Origin of the sequence: Methanobacterium congolense (assembly GCF_900095295.1) — an archaeon.
In the GTDB taxonomy this organism is placed as follows: domain Archaea; phylum Methanobacteriota; class Methanobacteria; order Methanobacteriales; family Methanobacteriaceae; genus Methanobacterium_C; species Methanobacterium_C congolense.
This window is the reverse complement of sequence record NZ_LT607756.1, coordinates 1,713,007-1,731,418: the sequence shown is the minus strand read 5'-3', so window position 1 is coordinate 1,731,418 and position 18,412 is coordinate 1,713,007. Positions and strand designations below refer to the sequence as shown.

General features: G+C 33.6%; 20 protein-coding genes. 7 read left to right on the top strand and 13 right to left on the bottom strand.

The window, feature by feature from the left end; genetic code table 11:
* Positions 1–51 precede the first annotated feature (51 nt).
* Together MCBB_RS08265 and MCBB_RS08260 are read right to left on the bottom strand one after the other, a co-directional pair.
* Positions 52–939 (bottom strand): AbiTii domain-containing protein, encoded by an 888-nt coding sequence (locus MCBB_RS08265; protein ID WP_071907316.1) that lies wholly within the window; start codon positions 937–939, stop codon positions 52–54.
* A gap of 30 nt (positions 940–969) precedes the next feature.
* Positions 970–4,020: an Eco57I restriction-modification methylase domain-containing protein gene (locus MCBB_RS08260; protein WP_071907315.1), complete on the bottom strand. Its 3,051-nt coding sequence runs from the start codon at positions 4,018–4,020 to the stop codon at positions 970–972.
* Between the two features lie 400 nt (positions 4,021–4,420).
* Between MCBB_RS08260 and MCBB_RS08255 the strand changes: the two genes are divergently transcribed.
* From MCBB_RS08255 to MCBB_RS08240, 4 genes are read left to right on the top strand one after another with little or no spacing between them, the layout of a single operon-like run.
* On the top strand, positions 4,421–4,627 hold the full coding sequence (locus MCBB_RS08255; RefSeq protein ID WP_071907314.1) for a hypothetical protein: 207 nt from the start codon (positions 4,421–4,423) through the stop codon (positions 4,625–4,627).
* A 23-nt stretch (positions 4,628–4,650) separates the two neighbouring features.
* Positions 4,651–4,860 carry a hypothetical protein gene (locus MCBB_RS08250; RefSeq protein WP_071907313.1) on the top strand — a complete coding sequence of 70 codons (210 nt, stop codon included), beginning with the start codon at positions 4,651–4,653 and terminating at the stop codon, positions 4,858–4,860.
* A 41-nt stretch (positions 4,861–4,901) separates the two neighbouring features.
* Positions 4,902–5,195, top strand: coding sequence for a hypothetical protein (locus MCBB_RS08245; protein WP_071907312.1), 294 nt, complete (start codon positions 4,902–4,904; stop codon positions 5,193–5,195).
* Positions 5,134–7,194: a hypothetical protein gene (locus tag MCBB_RS08240; protein WP_071907311.1), complete on the top strand. Its 2,061-nt coding sequence runs from the start codon at positions 5,134–5,136 to the stop codon at positions 7,192–7,194. The genes MCBB_RS08245 and MCBB_RS08240 overlap by 62 nt, the downstream gene beginning before the upstream one ends.
* Before the next feature lie 375 nt (positions 7,195–7,569).
* On the opposite strand, the gene MCBB_RS08235 is transcribed toward MCBB_RS08240, so the two are convergent.
* From MCBB_RS08235 to MCBB_RS08225, 3 genes are all read right to left on the bottom strand, one after another.
* Positions 7,570–7,776: a MoaD/ThiS family protein gene (locus MCBB_RS08235; protein ID WP_071907310.1), complete on the bottom strand. Its 207-nt coding sequence runs from the start codon at positions 7,774–7,776 to the stop codon at positions 7,570–7,572.
* A gap of 68 nt (positions 7,777–7,844) precedes the next feature.
* Complete coding sequence (locus tag MCBB_RS08230) at positions 7,845–8,084, bottom strand: MTH865 family protein (RefSeq protein ID WP_071907309.1); 240 nt, start codon at positions 8,082–8,084, stop codon at positions 7,845–7,847.
* Positions 8,085–8,301: 217 nt separating this feature from the next.
* Positions 8,302–8,700 carry a pyridoxamine 5'-phosphate oxidase family protein gene (locus tag MCBB_RS08225; protein ID WP_071907308.1) on the bottom strand — a complete coding sequence of 133 codons (399 nt, stop codon included), beginning with the start codon at positions 8,698–8,700 and terminating at the stop codon, positions 8,302–8,304.
* 158 nt (positions 8,701–8,858) lie between these two features.
* On the opposite strand from MCBB_RS08225, the gene MCBB_RS08220 reads away from it, so the two are divergent.
* Positions 8,859–9,614, top strand: a complete 756-nt coding sequence (locus tag MCBB_RS08220; RefSeq protein ID WP_071907307.1) for a winged helix-turn-helix domain-containing protein — start codon at positions 8,859–8,861, stop codon at positions 9,612–9,614.
* 506 nt (positions 9,615–10,120) lie between these two features.
* Here MCBB_RS08220 and MCBB_RS08215 read toward each other — a convergent pair.
* From MCBB_RS08215 to MCBB_RS08185, 7 genes are all read right to left on the bottom strand, one after another.
* A complete protein-coding gene (locus tag MCBB_RS08215; protein WP_071907306.1) occupies positions 10,121–10,921 on the bottom strand; it encodes an ArdC family protein in 801 nt (266 codons plus the stop codon).
* 329 nt (positions 10,922–11,250) lie between these two features.
* On the bottom strand, positions 11,251–12,516 hold the full coding sequence (locus MCBB_RS08210) for a tyrosine-type recombinase/integrase (RefSeq protein WP_071907305.1): 1,266 nt from the start codon (positions 12,514–12,516) through the stop codon (positions 11,251–11,253).
* Positions 12,517–12,804: 288 nt separating this feature from the next.
* A complete protein-coding gene (locus MCBB_RS08205; RefSeq protein ID WP_071907304.1) occupies positions 12,805–13,158 on the bottom strand; it encodes a hypothetical protein in 354 nt (117 codons plus the stop codon).
* Between the two features lie 18 nt (positions 13,159–13,176).
* Entirely contained in the window at positions 13,177–13,794 is a 618-nt protein-coding gene (locus MCBB_RS08200) for a DedA family protein (RefSeq protein ID WP_071907303.1), read from the bottom strand.
* Between the two features lie 19 nt (positions 13,795–13,813).
* Positions 13,814–14,257 (bottom strand): undecaprenyl-diphosphatase, encoded by a 444-nt coding sequence (locus tag MCBB_RS08195; protein WP_231916340.1) that lies wholly within the window; start codon positions 14,255–14,257, stop codon positions 13,814–13,816.
* A 548-nt stretch (positions 14,258–14,805) separates the two neighbouring features.
* Positions 14,806–15,132, bottom strand: a complete 327-nt coding sequence (locus MCBB_RS08190) for a hypothetical protein (RefSeq protein ID WP_071907301.1) — start codon at positions 15,130–15,132, stop codon at positions 14,806–14,808.
* An 18-nt stretch (positions 15,133–15,150) separates the two neighbouring features.
* Positions 15,151–15,450: an ArsR/SmtB family transcription factor gene (locus MCBB_RS08185; RefSeq protein ID WP_071907300.1), complete on the bottom strand. Its 300-nt coding sequence runs from the start codon at positions 15,448–15,450 to the stop codon at positions 15,151–15,153.
* Positions 15,451–15,675: 225 nt separating this feature from the next.
* On the opposite strand from MCBB_RS08185, the gene MCBB_RS08180 reads away from it, so the two are divergent.
* Entirely contained in the window at positions 15,676–16,623 is a 948-nt protein-coding gene (locus tag MCBB_RS08180) for a tetratricopeptide repeat protein (RefSeq protein WP_071907299.1), read from the top strand.
* A gap of 150 nt (positions 16,624–16,773) precedes the next feature.
* Here MCBB_RS08180 and MCBB_RS08175 read toward each other — a convergent pair whose 3' ends face one another.
* Positions 16,774–17,208 (bottom strand): Hsp20/alpha crystallin family protein, encoded by a 435-nt coding sequence (locus tag MCBB_RS08175; RefSeq protein WP_071907298.1) that lies wholly within the window; start codon positions 17,206–17,208, stop codon positions 16,774–16,776.
* 293 nt (positions 17,209–17,501) lie between these two features.
* On the opposite strand from MCBB_RS08175, the gene pdxS reads away from it, so the two are divergent.
* Complete coding sequence (gene pdxS, locus MCBB_RS08170; protein WP_071907297.1) at positions 17,502–18,383, top strand: pyridoxal 5'-phosphate synthase lyase subunit PdxS; 882 nt, start codon at positions 17,502–17,504, stop codon at positions 18,381–18,383.
* The last annotated feature ends 29 nt before the right edge of the window (positions 18,384–18,412 follow it).

The window sequence follows — 18,412 nt, the reverse complement described above, 5'->3', positions numbered from 1 at the left end:
AAATAATATCTAATTGTGTTTATAACAAATTCTTTATTCGACAATTTCAAATTACAATCCTATGAGTTTTGATATTCCAAATATTAAAGACGGAGCAATTGCACTACTAGCACAGCCTTCTAAAATAGTTCTTATTGAATCTAATGCTTCGTTAATAATGCTCTTATTAGGATTTTTAGATTCTAATTGTGATTCAATTGTTTTAATTCCTACATTTAACTCATTTTCATTATTGAAATCTAACTCTAAATCATGTAAATCTCGTTTAATAGTAGTCAATAATTCAATAATCTCCCCTAAATCAGATTTACTGATATTCTGAATATTCCCAGTTCCTAATTGAACTTCCGAACCATAAATTATAGTGTTATAAGTTATATTATGTTCATTTGCAATTTTTTTCTCTTCAGGAGTAAAATTTAAGTTTTCTCCTAAAATACCATCATCTTGTAATTTTATGGACCATTCTAATACTTTGTTCCTTACAGAATCAATTAGCCTTTTTATTTGAGACACCGATACGGATAATACATCAGGGACAATATCTTCCCTAAAAAATTTTTTAAAGACTTGCCTCGCTCTAGGGTCTATCTCAATATTTATCGTTGTACTAGATTTTTTATAAAGATCTTCCAATTCAATTATGGAGTTTGATAAATGACGAGTTGATGCTAGTTCATGTATTTTTTCATCTTCAATGTTATACTCGGCATATCCTGTAGCAGTATAAGGATTTAAAAATTTTAAAGTGCCATGAATTGTCCTATAGTCTGGTTTATCATCTTTTTCCCCATAACCATTTAATTCCAGATTAACCCAGTGTTCTAATTCATTAATTTCTAATTTTTTAGCTATTAAAAATGTTTTTCTTAATAAGTTTGAAATGTCAATATCTGAATCGATAGCTTCTTTTTGTAGTTCTAAAACAATAGAATTCATTGAATTCTCCTCTGTATATTAATATTATTATTACATAGCATCTTCAATAATCTTTATTTCATCTTCTGTCAACCCATACAATTCATAAACCAACTTATCTATATGCTTATCAGTTGCATCTATCTGTCGCTGAATTAATTCCTTATTTTGTGGAGTTCTGGCTATATCAATGTCTTTATGGAGTTGTAACATTTGTTTTACTAAATCTACCATTTTATCATGAAGAACAACATCTTCCTGTTTATCAAAGTCTATATTACGAATTGGTAACTTTTCAATAAAGCGTTTACCATAAGACCAATAGCCACCACGAAATGGGCTGCTTATCTTGTGCAAATAAAAATCCAATACCTTAGAACTCAATATTCCTTGTAAATAATGTAATGAATAAGGACTGTCCTCTTTTAAAAACCGGATTCCATAATACGGACCATTACCTCCGCCAGTAAAGTATATTCCTGAATCATCGTAACCATATTTACCTGTTTTTGAGATTACTTGGATGATAATTTTTGGTTCTTCCATCTGAGTTAAATTTTGAGTTCTACCAAATGCATACCATCTTTCATGATTCCATTTTCCTCGCTCCCGATTTCTCAAAATATCTTTGAATTTTTTCAAATATTTCCAAGTATTTGGATATTTTTTATTCATGATTTCGCTTGGAATCAACTCTGCTTTGCCTTCAATATCATATGGAAATATAATACAATGTTGTGGTATAGGATATTCAAATGTTGAGATACTGACATCTTTAATGAAAGGTTTTAAGATTTCTTGCTCTAAAACCCATTCCAATCCATTAATATCTCTTACTTTTATAAATTGACCTTCTATACCTAAAATTTCAAAAATAAAGGTCTTATCTGAACCGGTAACTAAACCTTGGAAAATTCTAGCTAATTCTCCTAGTTTTGTTGGTATTTCACTCAATTTTTCAAATAACTCTCCTTCTTTTCCAACAATAAAATTCCATTCATCACTAGAAACTTTCTTCAAATCTATTTCTCCTTCTATACACTTTCCAGAACTTCGCCATTTATCTAAATCCTCAATTTTTATGAATTTAAAGCTCTTATTAACGGATTTAGTTAAGAATAAAAGATTTGTATAAGTGGTAGCATTATCAAATATTTGTTCATGACCAAAATGCACAATTTTATTTATATTGTTTCCCTCTGCAATTAATGAGCGTAATGATTGACCATATTTAGCATTAAAAAATTTATGTGGTAGAATGAATCCTAATTTGCCATTTTCATTTAGTAAAACTAGTCCCCTTTCAACAAAAACAACATAGACATCATAATTCCCCTTACTAGCAGAAACGTAATTCCTCTTATAAAATTCAACTTCAAAAGGAGCCCATTCTTTCATAGCCTGAATACGAATATAAGGAGGATTTCCTATGACTGCATCAAAACCTCCTTGTTTCATCACTTCTCTAAACTCTGTCTCCCAATCAAATGTGTTAATTCTTTTAATGTCTTCGGATGTTAGTACGAAATTCGTTTCATCATATATTTCTGGCCCTATTAAAGTGTTACCACATTTTATATTATCATCTAGGTTTGGTAATGCTCTTTCTTTGTAAAGTTTTTGTTGGGCTTCTAGTAAGTCTTTGTTTTCTCCTTCTAAGACTTTTAATAGAAGACTTAGTTTAGTTACTTCGACAGCTTGGTGGTCAATGTCTAGTCCGTAAATGTTGTTTAGTAAAATTCGTTTTTTTTCTTTTATTGTAAGGTGCCATTCATCATTTTTTCCTTTATATATCTGGTCTTTTAGGCGATTTTTATCTTTAAGATTAGAATAGTATATTAAATGCCAGTTTAAAAGGTAGTTGTAAGCTCCAAGTAAGAATGATCCGGATCCACAGGCAGGGTCTAAAATACGAAGTTCAGAAACTTTTTGGGGCGTTTTATCTTTGCATAACTGACCAATGGTGTTTTCTACGATATATTCTACTATGTATTGTGGTGTGTAAAATACTCCGCCCGCCTTTTTAACTTCTGGTTTTTCTTCGACTTTGGCCTGGTGACCCTTTGTTAGTCTGATAACTTTTCCCAGAAACTGTTCATATACATTTCCAAGGATCTCAGGTGATAGTACTGAAAACTCATAAGGACTATCGGGATAGTACAAATTCTTTATTATTTGTTTGAATGTGCCATCTTTGATTTTTAACTGTGGGGTCAATGTATCAGGGAGACTATTCTGTCCTTTTTCCTCCTTGAAGTGGAATAGGCCTGAGTTATATTTTTCGTCTGCGGCCTTCCATATTCTGCATAATTCTTGATATATCTCTTGTTTGTCCAAGAGTTTCTGTAACTGTCCGTATTTTTCGGCTCCCCTATCTTCAGCCATACGTAAAAAAATGATTCTGTCAATTATTTGTTGTACCGAATAGTTTAACTCTTCGACGGTTAAGTCTGAGTTTCTGAGGGCAATTTCTTTGGCTAACAATTCTCTCCAAGTTTCTATTTCTGATAGAAATTCGTCATCTACAAGTGTTGTGCCCTTCTTCTTCTTAGTGGATTCTGCGTACTTATCATAGTCTCCCTTAAATACTGCATCCCTAGAGAACGTATTATATAAAAAATCCCATTGGTCCACATAATCCTTGTAGGTCAAATACTTTATTCTACCAGTACTTGCTCGGTCAGTTTTCTTCGGAGTGGTCCGAGAATCATAAACAGCAAGCTCTTCAAAATCGGTTAGAATAGATAATGGCAGTTTTGCACTCCACGCATATCGCCGGAGCTGATAAGATGGTTTTATATCTTTGTCTATATTTACGGATGGCTTTTTGGCCTCTACAAAGAACATCTTCCTACCTGCAAGCGTAAAACAGTAATCGGGTGCTCTTGTACCTCCGGAGATCTTGATTGAATCTTCAAAAATAACATCTCGATATTGTGGGGCTGCTCCTGCTGTATTGTCTACATCCCAACCTAGAGCTTTAAAAAAAGGATTGATGAACTCTTGTTTTAGTTGTTCTTCCTTGTAACTTGAGTTTTTATAAGCTTCTAGGTTTCTTTCAAACTTATCTACTAATTCGATTATTTCTGCGGGGGCTTCCATATTATCTAGAAATAGTATTCATTAACTGAAGCTTAAATTTTACTATTTAATATTTAAACTGGCTTGATGGAATAATAGCAGCATATAATCAAATCTTTTTTTTATCGTATCACATTTCTATTTATTTATCCCTATATCGAGTTATTTATTCATTTATTTACTTATAGATACATGTATACGATTTGAAATGCATTTATAAAGCTATGAAAAGTTATTGTATATGTTACAGTTAGGGTAGGGGAATAGGGTGATTTTTGTGTCTTATTTCAACATTATTTTTGTTAATTCATATTAATGGGCATTATTAATGAGGTTAACGTTATCTTAGGCTGTTTTGGCGACATGTTTATATTACCGCCGTACGGAGTTTATATTGTAAATGTATAGGGAGGTGGGAATAATGTCTAGAGATAATAATGAAGCTAAATTGATATTCATTAGCGAAGAACAAAAGCAAAAGCTTTTAGAAATTCAGAATGAGGTTTCAGAGCATGGTGGAGACATCTCAATGAATCAACTCATTCGTGATGCGATAAACATACTCATAGATTTATACAAAAGTGAGATAGTCAAGAAATATGAGCCATTTAGGCTAGAAACAAAATAAAAATGAATGATATAGGTGATAATATGAAGAAAGAATTTGAAGAAATAAAGGAAATAGCCGATAGTTTAAAACGCAGCCTTATAGAACTGGACATCTATTTAGATTATTTTAGCGAGTGTGATTCGAAGTTGGAGAGAGACATTTTCATTGATTGTAAAATTCAGCAATTGGATGCTTTAGATTACACTAATGATATCTTAAAACTATTAGAATCTAAGTTACAGGATAGTTGAGATTATCCTCTTTTTAATTCAAATCAAAAGGATGATTAGATATGAATGTTAAAATAGGGAGTAAGAAGGCGGGTTCTTATATTGATTTTATAAAGCATAACTCGTCAGAAACTTTTGAGATTCTGTCTAAGGGGTCTAATAATTCTAAGGCAGTTTATGTGGCTGCTGTGATAGTTAATAAAGGTTATAAGATAAATGATTTTGACATTTGGACTGAAGACATAGGTAAAAAAGAGCCGTTAGCTGTTTTAAAAATTGTATTGAGGGCTAATAATGGTAGCGAAAATAATTGTAGAAGATCAACCATTAATCGAGATTTATCCGGATTTGGGTAGTAATTTGAAAGAAATTAGAGCTATTTTACCGTATATGGGTTATGAATCTCCAGGTATTCATTGTTTGGATATTCAACCAGGTGTTGGTAAAACTCATGCAGTTATGGATTTTTTGAAAATAGAAGAGAATTTTATAGTAGTTACAGGAACTCATAAGCTTCTTAAGGGAGAATATGAAAGATTAAAAGCCGAACATTGGAAGAATTTTGATACAAAATGTGAAATATATTCCAAAGTTAAAAAGTTACGTTCTCATAATGTACCTATACGATTAATCTGTGATTATCAAGGATGTGATAAAAACAAGTGTCCATATTGGAAACAATTTGACACTGCGAAAGCTATTGCCCCCTATCATTATCTATCTACCGATAGAGTAACAGAAGACTTCGAATTTAAATTTAATATGCTTGTTTTAGATGAAGCCATGACAGGATATAACAGAATTAATATCGATATTGATGAATTAAATGAAATAGCTGATGTTATTTCAAAATATAGTCTCGCAGATATATTATACGAACTAAATCTATACATCGACACCGGCGAAGACCTCTTTAAATTTATAAGAAAAAACAAGAAAGAGATTAATAAAATTAGATATGCCGCTCTTAAAAAAGCTATTAATAAAGAAGAATGGGCTGATGTTGAAAGGATAAGCTCTTTAAATGTTTATGAATTACTTAAATTCTCTTATTATAAAAGTATACACGAAGAAATTTCTTTTTATGATGAACCATTTTTTTATGAAATATTTGACCTGGCAAGACAAGGTGTGCCCATTATACTGCTAGATGCTAGTTTTGATGAGAAGTTATTTCGCCTAATGTATGGTAGATATGCCTATGAAGAAAGTAAACAGCCTAGATCTCTGGTATTAGGTAAAGAACTCGGATCTCTTAAAGAAGTTAAAATAAAAATATATCAAAGTAACTTAAAAAACAAAGAAAGAAAAATCTATCGAATGGATAAAGACAACTATTATTATAAAAGAGGGTTTTTTGGTCTTGAAAATGAACTTACAGAATCTGGTGTAGAGTCAATAGAAAAACTAAGGAGATATATTCAAAAAACCAAAAGAAAACATCCAAATGTTGGGATAATCACTTATAAGAGTTTAACAAAATATTTTGTAGATATTGGCAAAACTGACTATTTTTTTAATTTACGAGGATCTAATGAACTAGAACGTTGTGATGTTCTGTACATAATTGGAACACCACAGACAAATCCTATAGAAACAGTGAAAGAGTATAACAAACTTACTATGGGTGAAATCAGCCCAAAAGATACCTATAGGCGTACATATAAAAAGAAAGATGGTGTATTTGAGATATACGACCCTACTACGGGTGAGTCATTTATACGTATTCGGGGTGAAGGTAAAGAAAAAATACCTGACCCTATTAGGCTTAAAGAAACTGCTGATTCTAAGCCCTTAACGTCATTTTCTGAAGCATTTGATGAAGGAGAAATAGATTTAGATGTATATTGCGAACTGCCCTATTTTGATGAATTCAAATCAGAAAGTGAACAATATCAGGCATTACATCGTGCTAGACCATTATTGAATCTAAAAGAGATATATGTATTTGGGAATATTCCTAAAAAAATCAAAGAAGAGTTCAAAATCATCCCTGTAGATAAAAGAAATACTGAAGCTTATTTTATGGGAAGTAGATTCATTGGTATTTATCCTCTAAATCTGTGGATTCATATAACCAATTTTTACAGTGAAACAGAAGCAACATCAAAGGAAATCGCAGAAAAACTCAAAATTTACAAGAAAGACAAAAAGGGATACAATACTTCATTTATCACAGACATTATCAAAGGAGAAGTAAGTCTACAAGAGATTATGAAGATTGACAAATCAATAAAAAGTAATCCTGAAATTACTGCAAAGGCTATAAAAAGAGAATATCGGACATTAAAAGCTAATGATGAATTTATTGAATATTGCATCTTCTATGCCAATAAAGGAAATTTCATCGATTAATGGTAAATTTAGTAAGAAATGAAAACTTCCAATTAGCTAATAAAAATCGAAAATAAAGTTTATCTACCCTTATTTCATTATGATTATTTTTCGAATGTGAAAAAATGAAAGAAGAAGAAAAAAAGCATTATTGAAAACAGCTTTAGAACACCTTATTTGGTTATATAACTGCTATAACTCAATTTCCATATTTGGTCTACCCTATAATATATATTAAAATAACAAAATTTAGGTCTTAAAATTTAGGTCTTAATAATAGGTTTCCTTGCTCAATCTTAAATTAACAATAAAAAAAGATTTATCCATCACGATATGTGCGTATATTAATGATTCAATATTGAATTTGTCAAATATGGAATAATAACGATTATTTCATTAGCCGCCATGAATCATATTCAGAACCTTTATTTTGTCTTGATTAGTGAGTAATTCACTTTCCCTTACTATTTCATTGTTTTTCATGATCATGGCTTCGAATGCTGAGATTCCAAGTTCTGCTAATAATTCTTTTCCAGTTATTTTTTCTGAATTTATTTCTTTTTCTTCATCATTACCCATTCCGTCTGTAACTATTATTTTCACCCGCATCACCTACTCAAATTTTTATGTAACAATTGTTATATTCTATTGAAAAAAAAGAGGGATAGGATTTACAAACCTGCCCTATCCACTATAACGTCTGCTACTTCTTTGGCGGATTTAAATGGGAAATCATCTGCAGTTAAAACTTTTCCTGCATCTCCTGCTTTTAATTCCACATCTCCAGATTTACATGTGGTTTCTGCACCATCTGGAAATGCCCCTAAAAGTGCTTCGGGTGTTTCTATTGGAAATTTGGCTCCTGCAAGTGCTCCTACTATTTGTGCATGTATTTCTTCTTTTACGCTCATTTTTTCTCCTCCATTTATAACCTCTTTAAATAAACATTCAAATCATTTAATTATACGTAGAATGGGAGTGGCTAGCCCATTTATTCTTCTGTATCAATCATTTTCCCATATTCTATTTCAAGTTCACAGCCTTTAGGACCACAACAGAAATGTTGTAAATCGAATTTTATCATCATTATGACCACACCTCTTTTTCTTTAATTGTCAAATGAACTGTTCATTCTATTTTTTTACCGGCATCTGGACCGGGTTGTACTGAATAAATTTCGTCAACTTTGAGTAAAACTGCACCTTTGGGATTGAGTTGAGCCATAACACTTTTTGCCCACTCTACAGCATCATCAAAATATTTACCAGATTCATGTATCTCCACATTACCTTTGAACTGATAAGGGCATTTTGTTACATCTGCCACAACAATAGCGGCTTTTGGATTCTCTTTTAGATTTTCATATGTTTTCTTCATGAAATTAGCAACCAACAAAACTGTTTCATTATCTAATGGTCTGGCAAGTCCTATTGGAACCACATTAGGATCATCTTCTTTGTTTGTAGTCGCTAAAAAGACTATATTACTCTTTTCAATAGAATCCATCATTTCTGTACTCAATACCAATATAATCACCTGCCTTTTTTAATTCTAAATAATAATTGACGCGAGATGATAATATACTTGATGGTCAGTAAAATATAGTTACTACATTTCAATTACTAAGATGACTTTGGGGGTCTTAATGGGAACCTTTATACTTTATTAAATTGAAATAGTATCTTATGGAGAAGGTAGAAGAAATCTACAGTGAGAAAAGAGTGGACATTGACGCAAAATTAGAGTCAATACATCAAGATATTAAACGTTTGATGGAAAGATCCAACAAAGAATATCTGGATCTAATGTTAGCCAACTTAAAAAAGGATTTTTTGAATTCCATCACAAATTATGTTTCAGATGATAGAGAAAATTGTTTAGAACGGGGCATGGTGGATCCCTGCGAGATGAGGGAAACATGTAAATCAAGATTTACTAATTTCTTGGCAAACAATGAAAATCTTATCAAGCAAGATAATGTCCCGGAAGATGTTATTGAAGAGAAAAAAGCAGAATTGAGTGAAATTCGAAAAGGAGCACCCTTCGATAAATGTGATATTTGTTTCTCAGAAGTAAACTCACTTTTCAACAAACAATTAGACCTCATTAGCTCACTTCAAATCTACAGCACTAATAAAGAAAAAAGGACTGAAATTTCTGCAATTCCAGAAGAACATATCGTTAAAAGTGTACTCGAACCATTATCCAATAAACAGAGACTACAGATACTCAAATCAATGGCCTCGGAGACAAGAACATTTTCCACTCTTTCGGAATTGACAGGACTTCGTGGCGGTAATCTACTCTTCCACATACAAAAACTGCTAGAAACAGACCTTATACTTCAGAGGCATGAAAGAGGAGATTATATGATTACCAAGAAAGGATTTAATCTGCTAATAATGCTTGCTGATTTCCAAAAATTACAGGACAATGAATAATCTTACTAATAATTCTTCAAATTGTTATTCTATATTAAATATTTGGTCAATACAATCATGATAACCCCATCATTTCAAGTCCAATTGTAACCATAGTAATAGGTTTAATAACTGGTATATCATAGGCGCATCTAGTATTCCCGGAGTATTTATAAATATATTAAGCAATGGTGTCCGTTTATCATGAAAAAATAGAGTGAGGACTTATCCGCACCCTGCTCAAAATGCAAATATAAGTATAGCTATAGCGAAACCAATTACTAATGCAAGCCATGGATTCATCAATTTATCACCTCCATTGTAGTTAATTCAAAAAATAAGAAATTTAGGGAATTTCCAATCCCCGATAGCTAGTGAATATGAAACATCCTGTTAATGCACTCAATACAGAGGCTAAAAGTCTTAAATTTCCATCCATCTGAAGATGACACAACATTCCTATCACAAACTACACATTGAGACTTCTCTCTTATTCCATCAGCCATCCAAATCACCCCTTTTTTTAATTAATTCAAGGAATTGATATCTTTGATGATTGATTCAGCTACAGATATGATCTTTTTTCCTCTTCCTTGTAGCTTATCTCCAGAACCATTCCATGAACCAACGTAATATTTGGATTTCTCATTTTTTAAGCCCAAATATGAAGTTACGATGTATGATACTGTCTCACTTTCTACTTCTTTGGTTTCTTTGTCTAATTCACTTTCAATATGGTCCAGTTTATAGTGTGCTATCTCATGGATTAGTGTAGCTACCATAGCCGCTTCATTATCTTTTGGGGCAACCAATATTCTCTTAGCTGTTATATTTCCGTTACTTGTACCAGAATACTCAACAATTACAGGTAAAGGTGATATAGCTTTGAGTTTATCAAATGAAATGTCCCCTGTTATTTTATCTGAGTGTCCAAATTGTAGTTCATCTCCTTCAGTTTGATTAACATCAAACACATTGACATAACGCCATCCAGTAATTATGAAATTTTCCTCTTCACTGTCATTATCCTTTATTTTCCTTGTCAAAGGAGCTAGAACTTTAATAGCCTTTTCACCTTTTCGTACTCTTCTACCTAAGCTTACCCATTTACGAAACCCTGCAAGCATAGAGACTTTAGGATATTGCAACCATGCAAGAATCAAATTATTGAAGGAATAGTCATGCATATCTAGACTGTTATCCCACAATTCTACAAATCTCTCTAATTCTGCAGGGTCCTGACAAACGGAATCAACCAATTTATCTCTCTGCTCAACCAAAAAAGCTGTTAGTTCCTTTCCTTTTAGTTCATTAGGTATATCCAACATCCATATCCTCTCCTTTTTTTTATTTAATTCAAAAAGAGAGTTTAAACATAAGCAAGAGATTAATCAAGCGATATGGTTATACATAAGTAGATACACGAATATTGGCACGAATGTGCCGTCCCTTGTGCGAAGCCAAGGGCAAAGCGGGATCCAGATTTAACAAAAACAAAAGAAAAAACATGTAATCATCGGGAGGATCCAAGCGCAAGCTTGGCGGGCCCCTAAATCGTTGAAAGGAAGCATGGAAACATCGAAGAAGAAGTATGTGGGGGACTGTATCCCTATACGAATAGATTGAGGATAACTTAACGTTAACTTAAAAAAAAGATTCAATCATTTTTAGGTTCATTTTTCTTATCAAACCCACTAATAAGTTTTATTTCACTTTCACGTCTTAGTTCTGTAGATGAACCATCTGCATTTTTTAAAACTTCTGCAAAAGCTTTTTTTAGTTCATCTGAGCCTGTTTCAATCTTATTCATTTTTTCGCTTAAGATTCTGTTTTCTTCTTTTATTTCTCGATTTTCTTCTTTTATTTCTCGATATTCTTTTGTTTCATAGTCTTTTACATTTGCTTCATCTATGGAGAGTGCAGGAAGGGCATCTTGGTACATTTTTTTCAGGTCATCGGAGTTTGCTTGCCAATAGGCTCTGTCTTGGTTGTTTATTTTATGTCCTGCCATGAAGTCTGCTATTATTTTTTCGCCTTTTTTGTTTATTAGAGTTGAAATGAAATATTTACGAAGAGCATGACTTCTCCAGTAACTATATGCTCCTTTATCACGTTTAAAACCAGCAAGTAGACCTATACGGCGAAAATTCGTTACAACACTATCTCTAGACATCTGACCACCATTTTTACTTGAAAAAATGTAGTCATTGTTGTTAATTACCCTAACTTTTTCGTTTCTCCCATAACAACGTTCTTTTAGATAATTTATGATTTCTCTGGATGCCTCAGGCGGAATGAATGTGATATATCTGTATCTGACTTTTTTACGAGTGATATGGAGAGTTAAAATTTCTTTTAGAATTTCATCTTCCAACTTAAATAAGTCGTATACATCTTCTATTGGTTTCCCAATAGCATGACTAGCTGAATCTAGAAAATTTTTGACTGTTAAATCTCGAGCCTCTTGTTGACCCATACCTGATAGACTCATTAAATAAATCAATGTACGTTCACGTGATGATGCCGCATTAGCTAGCCTTCGTATATCACTCTTAGATAATGGTTTGCCTATATTTTTTTCTAAGCCAATGTCGCCACTATCCATTTTTATCTCTGGCAAGGTAATAGCAAATGATTTATAAAAAGATTTTATTGCCGAAAAATAGAGTTTTGCCGTAGTAGGAGCTTTTCCACTTTTTTTGAGGTAATCCTTATATTCTAGTAAATATTCCGTAACTTTAGCTTTAATTGGCCTTATTCCCGCTTCTTCCTCTTTATCCGCTTCTTTATATAATTCAGTGGGCGTCTTTCCGATTAAAGCACAATATTGGTCAAGTGAAGTTTTATAAGATTCTTGGGTTCCATCATCAATATTTCGTAATAAAAACCACTTTTTTATTAACCTTTCATCTTCCACTTTCATATCTTATAATATGTCAGTTAAAATATATAAATATTGCGAACTTGTGGTTATCAATACCCGAATTTAACGAAGTAAAATCATATAAAGATTTCATTGAAAAATTTATATTGAAACTTATTTCAGCTTCAAACGTCTTAATAATTTATACATGTCCATAAAAAGCTTTAATTATTCTTAAAAGCTGATTTTAAATTTAATTTATCCTTGAAACCAATATTTTTATAAAACTTCTGAATATCAGTAATACTCACTTAATTTTGAGATGCACAAACTGAAAATTAAAGAAAATCAGTGAGCATGGGACATCTCCATCTTCATCAACTTAGCAATATAACCCCCGATGCACATGATAACGCCTGGAAGTATCAGTGAACTCATCAAGATCCCCAGAGACACGGGCACAGCGGCACTGTTCATGAGGGTGTAGGCAGTTAAGATGAAAGAGACTCCCAGACCTGAAATCAACCCAACCCTGGCTTTTGTGCCTGGAGATGTGAAGGTTGATACAAATCCCCCCATAAGCAGGCTTACAATAAATAAATCTGTAAGTAACGCGGAGTTGTACCATAAAAATGTGTCTAAAGGGATGGAAATTCCCAGAACGATCCCCATTCCCAATAAAATGCTGTACCTGTTTTTCATAGCACCATCTTTTTAGTTTTATGTTATTTTTTCTCTGTACTTGTAGATCAAATAACCAATGAATGCTACAAGGCTTATCACAACCATTATATCCAGTATGTGGAAATAAGATCTTATTATTTCCCATTTTGGGCCGAGTTGAACACCTATGTAACCCAGAACGAAGCACCATGGCATTGAACCTGCGAAGGTGTAGATCACGAACTTCTTGAGATCCATACCAGTTATCCCTGCAGGGAGTGATATGAAGGTTCGGATACCGGGTAAAAACCTGCTTATGAATACCGCTTCGTATCCGTAACGTTCAAACCATTTATCCGCGAGCTTAAGTTTGCTTTGGGTTATAAGAACGTATTTACCGTACTTCTCAAGTAGGGGTCTTCCTCCCTTCAATCCTATGAAATAAGCTATTAAAGCCCCAAAAAGGTTTCCCAGGGCTCCGATGATGGTTATGCCCCAGAGTGTCATGTTGGTTGTGCCCTGCCAGACAACGAATCCACCAAACGGCATTATAACCTCGCTTGGAAGGGGTACACAGGCACTTTCAAGGGTCATTCCAATGAAAACGCCCCAGTAACCCAGAACACCTATGATGTCAATTACAAAATTGCTTGCAAATTCAACTATACCTACCATACAAAACCCTCTCAATGATTCATTCTTTAGAACCAATTACCTTTGCGTAGAAACCTTTAAATAGATTGTTAATAGGTGTTAATCTGTTTCTAAACTTGAATATGGTTGCAGTGATTATGAGTGAAACCACAAAGGACCCTAAAATATCCATTGGGAAATGAACACCGCAGAAAATCCTTGCAAAACCTCCAATCAATCCAAGAACCACGAAAAACAATCCAATTTTTCGCGTTTCCCTGAAGTAGGTTAGCATGAATGTTAGAGAAAGCATCAACGTGGTGTGATCCGATGGAAACGAGGAGTCTCCGGGGTAACTGAAGAGCAGGGTTCCTGTTGGGATCATGAAGGGTCTTGGGTGGAAGTAAACCAATCCTATAATGTAATTTATTAAAAGTCCGATAACTGCAGCGTAAACTCCATAAAGTACAATATCTTTGGTTTTATCCCCTCTTTTGATCCACAAATAAATTAAGCCTAAAATAATAATTAAAGGCATATATTTGGCTGCAAATATTGTTAATGTATCTATAAATGGGTTTAAACCTGCGTACTGATTTATTAAATGGAATAATGACATGTTCAATTGTTCAATCATAAAAAACTACCTTAAATTTTTAAAAACGCTATTTAATGCTTAATTTTGACTGTTTGACTATTATCATAAATAATTACATTTAAAAATTCATTAAAAAATGTATTTTTTAGAATATGATTTCATCCAGCCCCTTAACCTTAGTTTAATGACTCATATTTAAGTATTTATTCCAAGATTATGCCCCAATCACGACCCAATCTTTCCTTCACTGTTATTTAAGAGGTTGGTAAAAAATTTAAGCCATTAAAAGAGTTTCAAAATACAAAAAGGTGTAAATTATGGATATTTTGGGCTAAAACCTTTAATAGGAGTTCAATAAATTTTTAAATAAGTTTAAATATTTAAAATGTTTTCTATTTATTAAAAATCATTCATTTTAAAAAAATGTGGGATGATGAGTTCAGTGCAATGATTCATTACCATGTTATCCTGAATAAAATGCTTAAAGCTACCAGTTGAATTGCGTTTAGTGTGAATAATTCCAAAAGATGTTGCATTCCTTCATGGCTGTGGGTTCCTGCACCTGAAATTAAAAGCATAATCAGTACTCCTGTTGCTAGAACGTTTTGGAGCAGAAGAACGAGTGTGAAATAGAGCAATCCTATGGTGAATTCAGATTTGATCTTCCTGTAACTTGTCCAGTAGATGTATAACAATCCAAAGAGGAGCAAGATGTTCACAGCTCCAATTCCAATGGCTACGTATTGAATTACATTAAGCAATCCTGATTCAGCAAATATCATATTTTTTCATTCCTCCAACTAATGGCCCTTTTCAGCTTCTTTTATTCCAATTTTGTCCCAGATCTCTTCGAAGATATCATAATTCCTTTCCATATCCTCAGATAAAAAATACAGTTTACCGTACTTATCACCAGTTGGTTTAACTATCTTATTTTTCTCTAGGATTTTAACATGATGGCGTACTGTTTTGTAATCTAAATTAAGCTCCTCTGAAAGCTGATGCATATTGTAAGGTCTTTCAGATAATGCTTTAATTATCCTGGCCCTATTTATGCCGCCTCTTTTACCTGCTATTAACCACCAGAGCAACTTTTTCATGACTATCCCCACAAATTAAAGATATAAAACTGAAAAATCCTTTTTAATTATCCTTTTGTTCGAATTATTATAAATAAAATTGTTTAAAGCTAAGATAATGCTTTTAGATTGAATTTCATAGTTAATATGTGTTGATATTCATATCATCAATATTATATTTGATAAAACTTATTAATAGGATCAGATGGAAGTTTCAGTAAAGTAACTCATGCGTGAGGTCCAAGAATGCAGAAGTACTCATCAGAAATGTTAATAGGATTGTTTTTCATTTTGTCGGCTGTCTTTCACAGTGTAGATGATCCCTTTGATGTTATTTTTATTCCATTACTTTTTGTTTTTGGAACCATACAGTTTATAAACGGTTTTTTCAATTGGAGAGGGATATACAACAAAGATATTTATTGGATAGCAGTAAATACAGCTTTAATATTAATATTGAGGTACTTTTACAGATCCCCTGATTTTTCAGCTGTATACATCAGTGGTGTGACCTATTTATATATTTTAGCGGGGGTTTTCATTTTAATATCAATTCTATCTTATTATGAGTTCACAAGGAGAATGGAGAAATATCAGAAGGTTATTGAATACGATAAAATCCTGAAGATGGGTCCTGAAGATGCTCAGTTATGGAACAACAGGGGAATAGCCCTGGAGGAGCTTGAAGATTTAAAGGGAGCAGTCCGTTCCTATGAAAAAGCGGTTGAGATAGATCCAAGTTATGTTAAAGCATGGTACAACCGTGGAAACGTACTTTCAAAGATGAAGAATTATCAAATAGCAGTTGAATCATACAAAAAGGCACTGGAACTGGATCCAGAAAATATCAAGGTATTGAACAACATGGGAAACACATTTGTATCAATTAAAAAGTACGCTGAGGCAGTAAACTCCTATGAACAGGTTTTACGAATAGGTCCTGAAAATTTCAAGGCAATTTACAACAGGGGATATGCCCTTGAGATGATGGACATGTATCCTGAAGCATTGGAATCCTATGAACGTGCTTTAGAGTTGAAACCCGAGGATCCTGAAAGCTGGTACCGTAAAGGTGTGGTTTTGGAGGAGATGGGTGAAAAATATGAAGCCTCAAGCTGTTACGACACAGCACTGAATCTGAAACCCGACTTCAAGGATGCAAAGCATGCAAGGAATGAACTCCAGTATCAATGAGAGACTGAAGGGTTTAGAAAAAAAGTTGGATGGATCTTAATGGGAGGTTTGACCCTGGTGGGATTTAAAAATAGCTTTTTAATGGATTTATCTTAATAAACTGTTCAATCAATAAAAATTTAATCAATAAAAAAAATAGTGAAGTGGAACTTATTTTATTTCCACTGTGAATCCTTCGTTCTTTTCAAGCTTTGGAACTTCCACTGTTAAAACACCGTTTTCGTATTTAGCTTCAGCTTCTTCAGCCACAACTTTTTTAGGGAATCTGACGCTTCTCCTGATGAAACCAGCCTTTCTATCGTGGTGTGTTACGTAGCTGCTTCTTTCTGCATGCTCCTCATCGAGCTGGGCCGTAACTTTCATTTTTGTTTCAGTTACCCTAAGATCTATATCTTTCTTCTTTATACCTGGGATGTCTATGTGGACTATAATGCTGTCGTCTGTTTCTATTATGTCCTTACCTGGAACGAAGGTGTAATCGACTACTGTTTTTTCAATATCGTCTTTGATGCTGTCTATTGTCTTAGCTGTATCTTCCAGCATCTTTTCAACCAAATTTTTACTGTCTGAAATTGTTCTTCTCATTTTTCATCGCCTCATTTTTTGAGTCAGCACTCCCTATGTCAACATGATATATAAAGTTTGTGGTTATGTGAACTTTAGGTAGAACATATTGAACCGTATTTCACATTTCAACACTGAGAATACAAACAGTTATAATAATCCAGAAACTAAGTTTATAACAAATTATACAATTTTAAAAATTGAATATTAAACAGTTTCATTTCCTGATCTTTGTAGGAGAGAACTGTGATTGAATAAAATATAAAAAAAGCTATTTAAAGTGTATGAAACTTAAATTTGGAGGTATTTTGTTTATGTTGCATGGTACTGAGGTTATTAAGAAGGGTTTTGCTAAGATGACTAAGGGTGGGGTTATTATGGATGTTGTGAATGCTGAGCAGGCTGGTATTGCTGAGGATTCTGGTGCTGTGTCTGTTATGGCGTTGGAGCGTGTGCCTGCGGATATCAGGGCTGCTGGTGGTGTTGCTCGTATGGCGGATCCTTCTAAGGTTCAGGAGATAATTGATGCTGTTTCTATTCCGGTTATGGCTAAGGCTCGTATTGGTCATTTTGTTGAGGCTCAGGTCTTGCAGTCTTTGGGTGTGGATATGATCGATGAGAGTGAGGTACTTACTCCTGCTGATGAGAGTTATCATATCGATAAGACGCAGTTCACCATACCATTTGTTTGTGGTGCAAGAAACCTAGGTGAAGCATTGCGCCGAATCAATGAAGGAGCAGCCATGATCCGAACTAAAGGAGAAGCAGGAACAGGAAACGTTGTAGAGGCTGTTAGACACATGCGCGTGATACAGGGAACCATCCGAGAACTAAAAGACAAATCTGAAGAGGAACTATGGGCAGTGGCAAGACGTGAAGAAGCACCACTGGAACTCGTTAAAGAAACAGCCAAACAGGGCAGACTACCAGTTGTAAACTTTGCAGCAGGAGGCATAGCCACACCAGCAGACGCAGCACTCATGATGCAACTCGGATCAGACGGAGTATTCGTAGGAAGCGGAATATTCAAATCCGAAAACCCAGAAATAGTAGCAAAAGCAATAGTACAAGCCACAGCACACTACCAAGACGCTGACCTAATCGCACAAGTCTCAACCAACCTCGGAAAAGCAATGCCCGGACTCGAAATCAGCACAATACCAGAAAACCAAAAACTACAAAAAAGAGGATGGTAAAAAACCCATCTCTTCTTCTTTAATTCCCC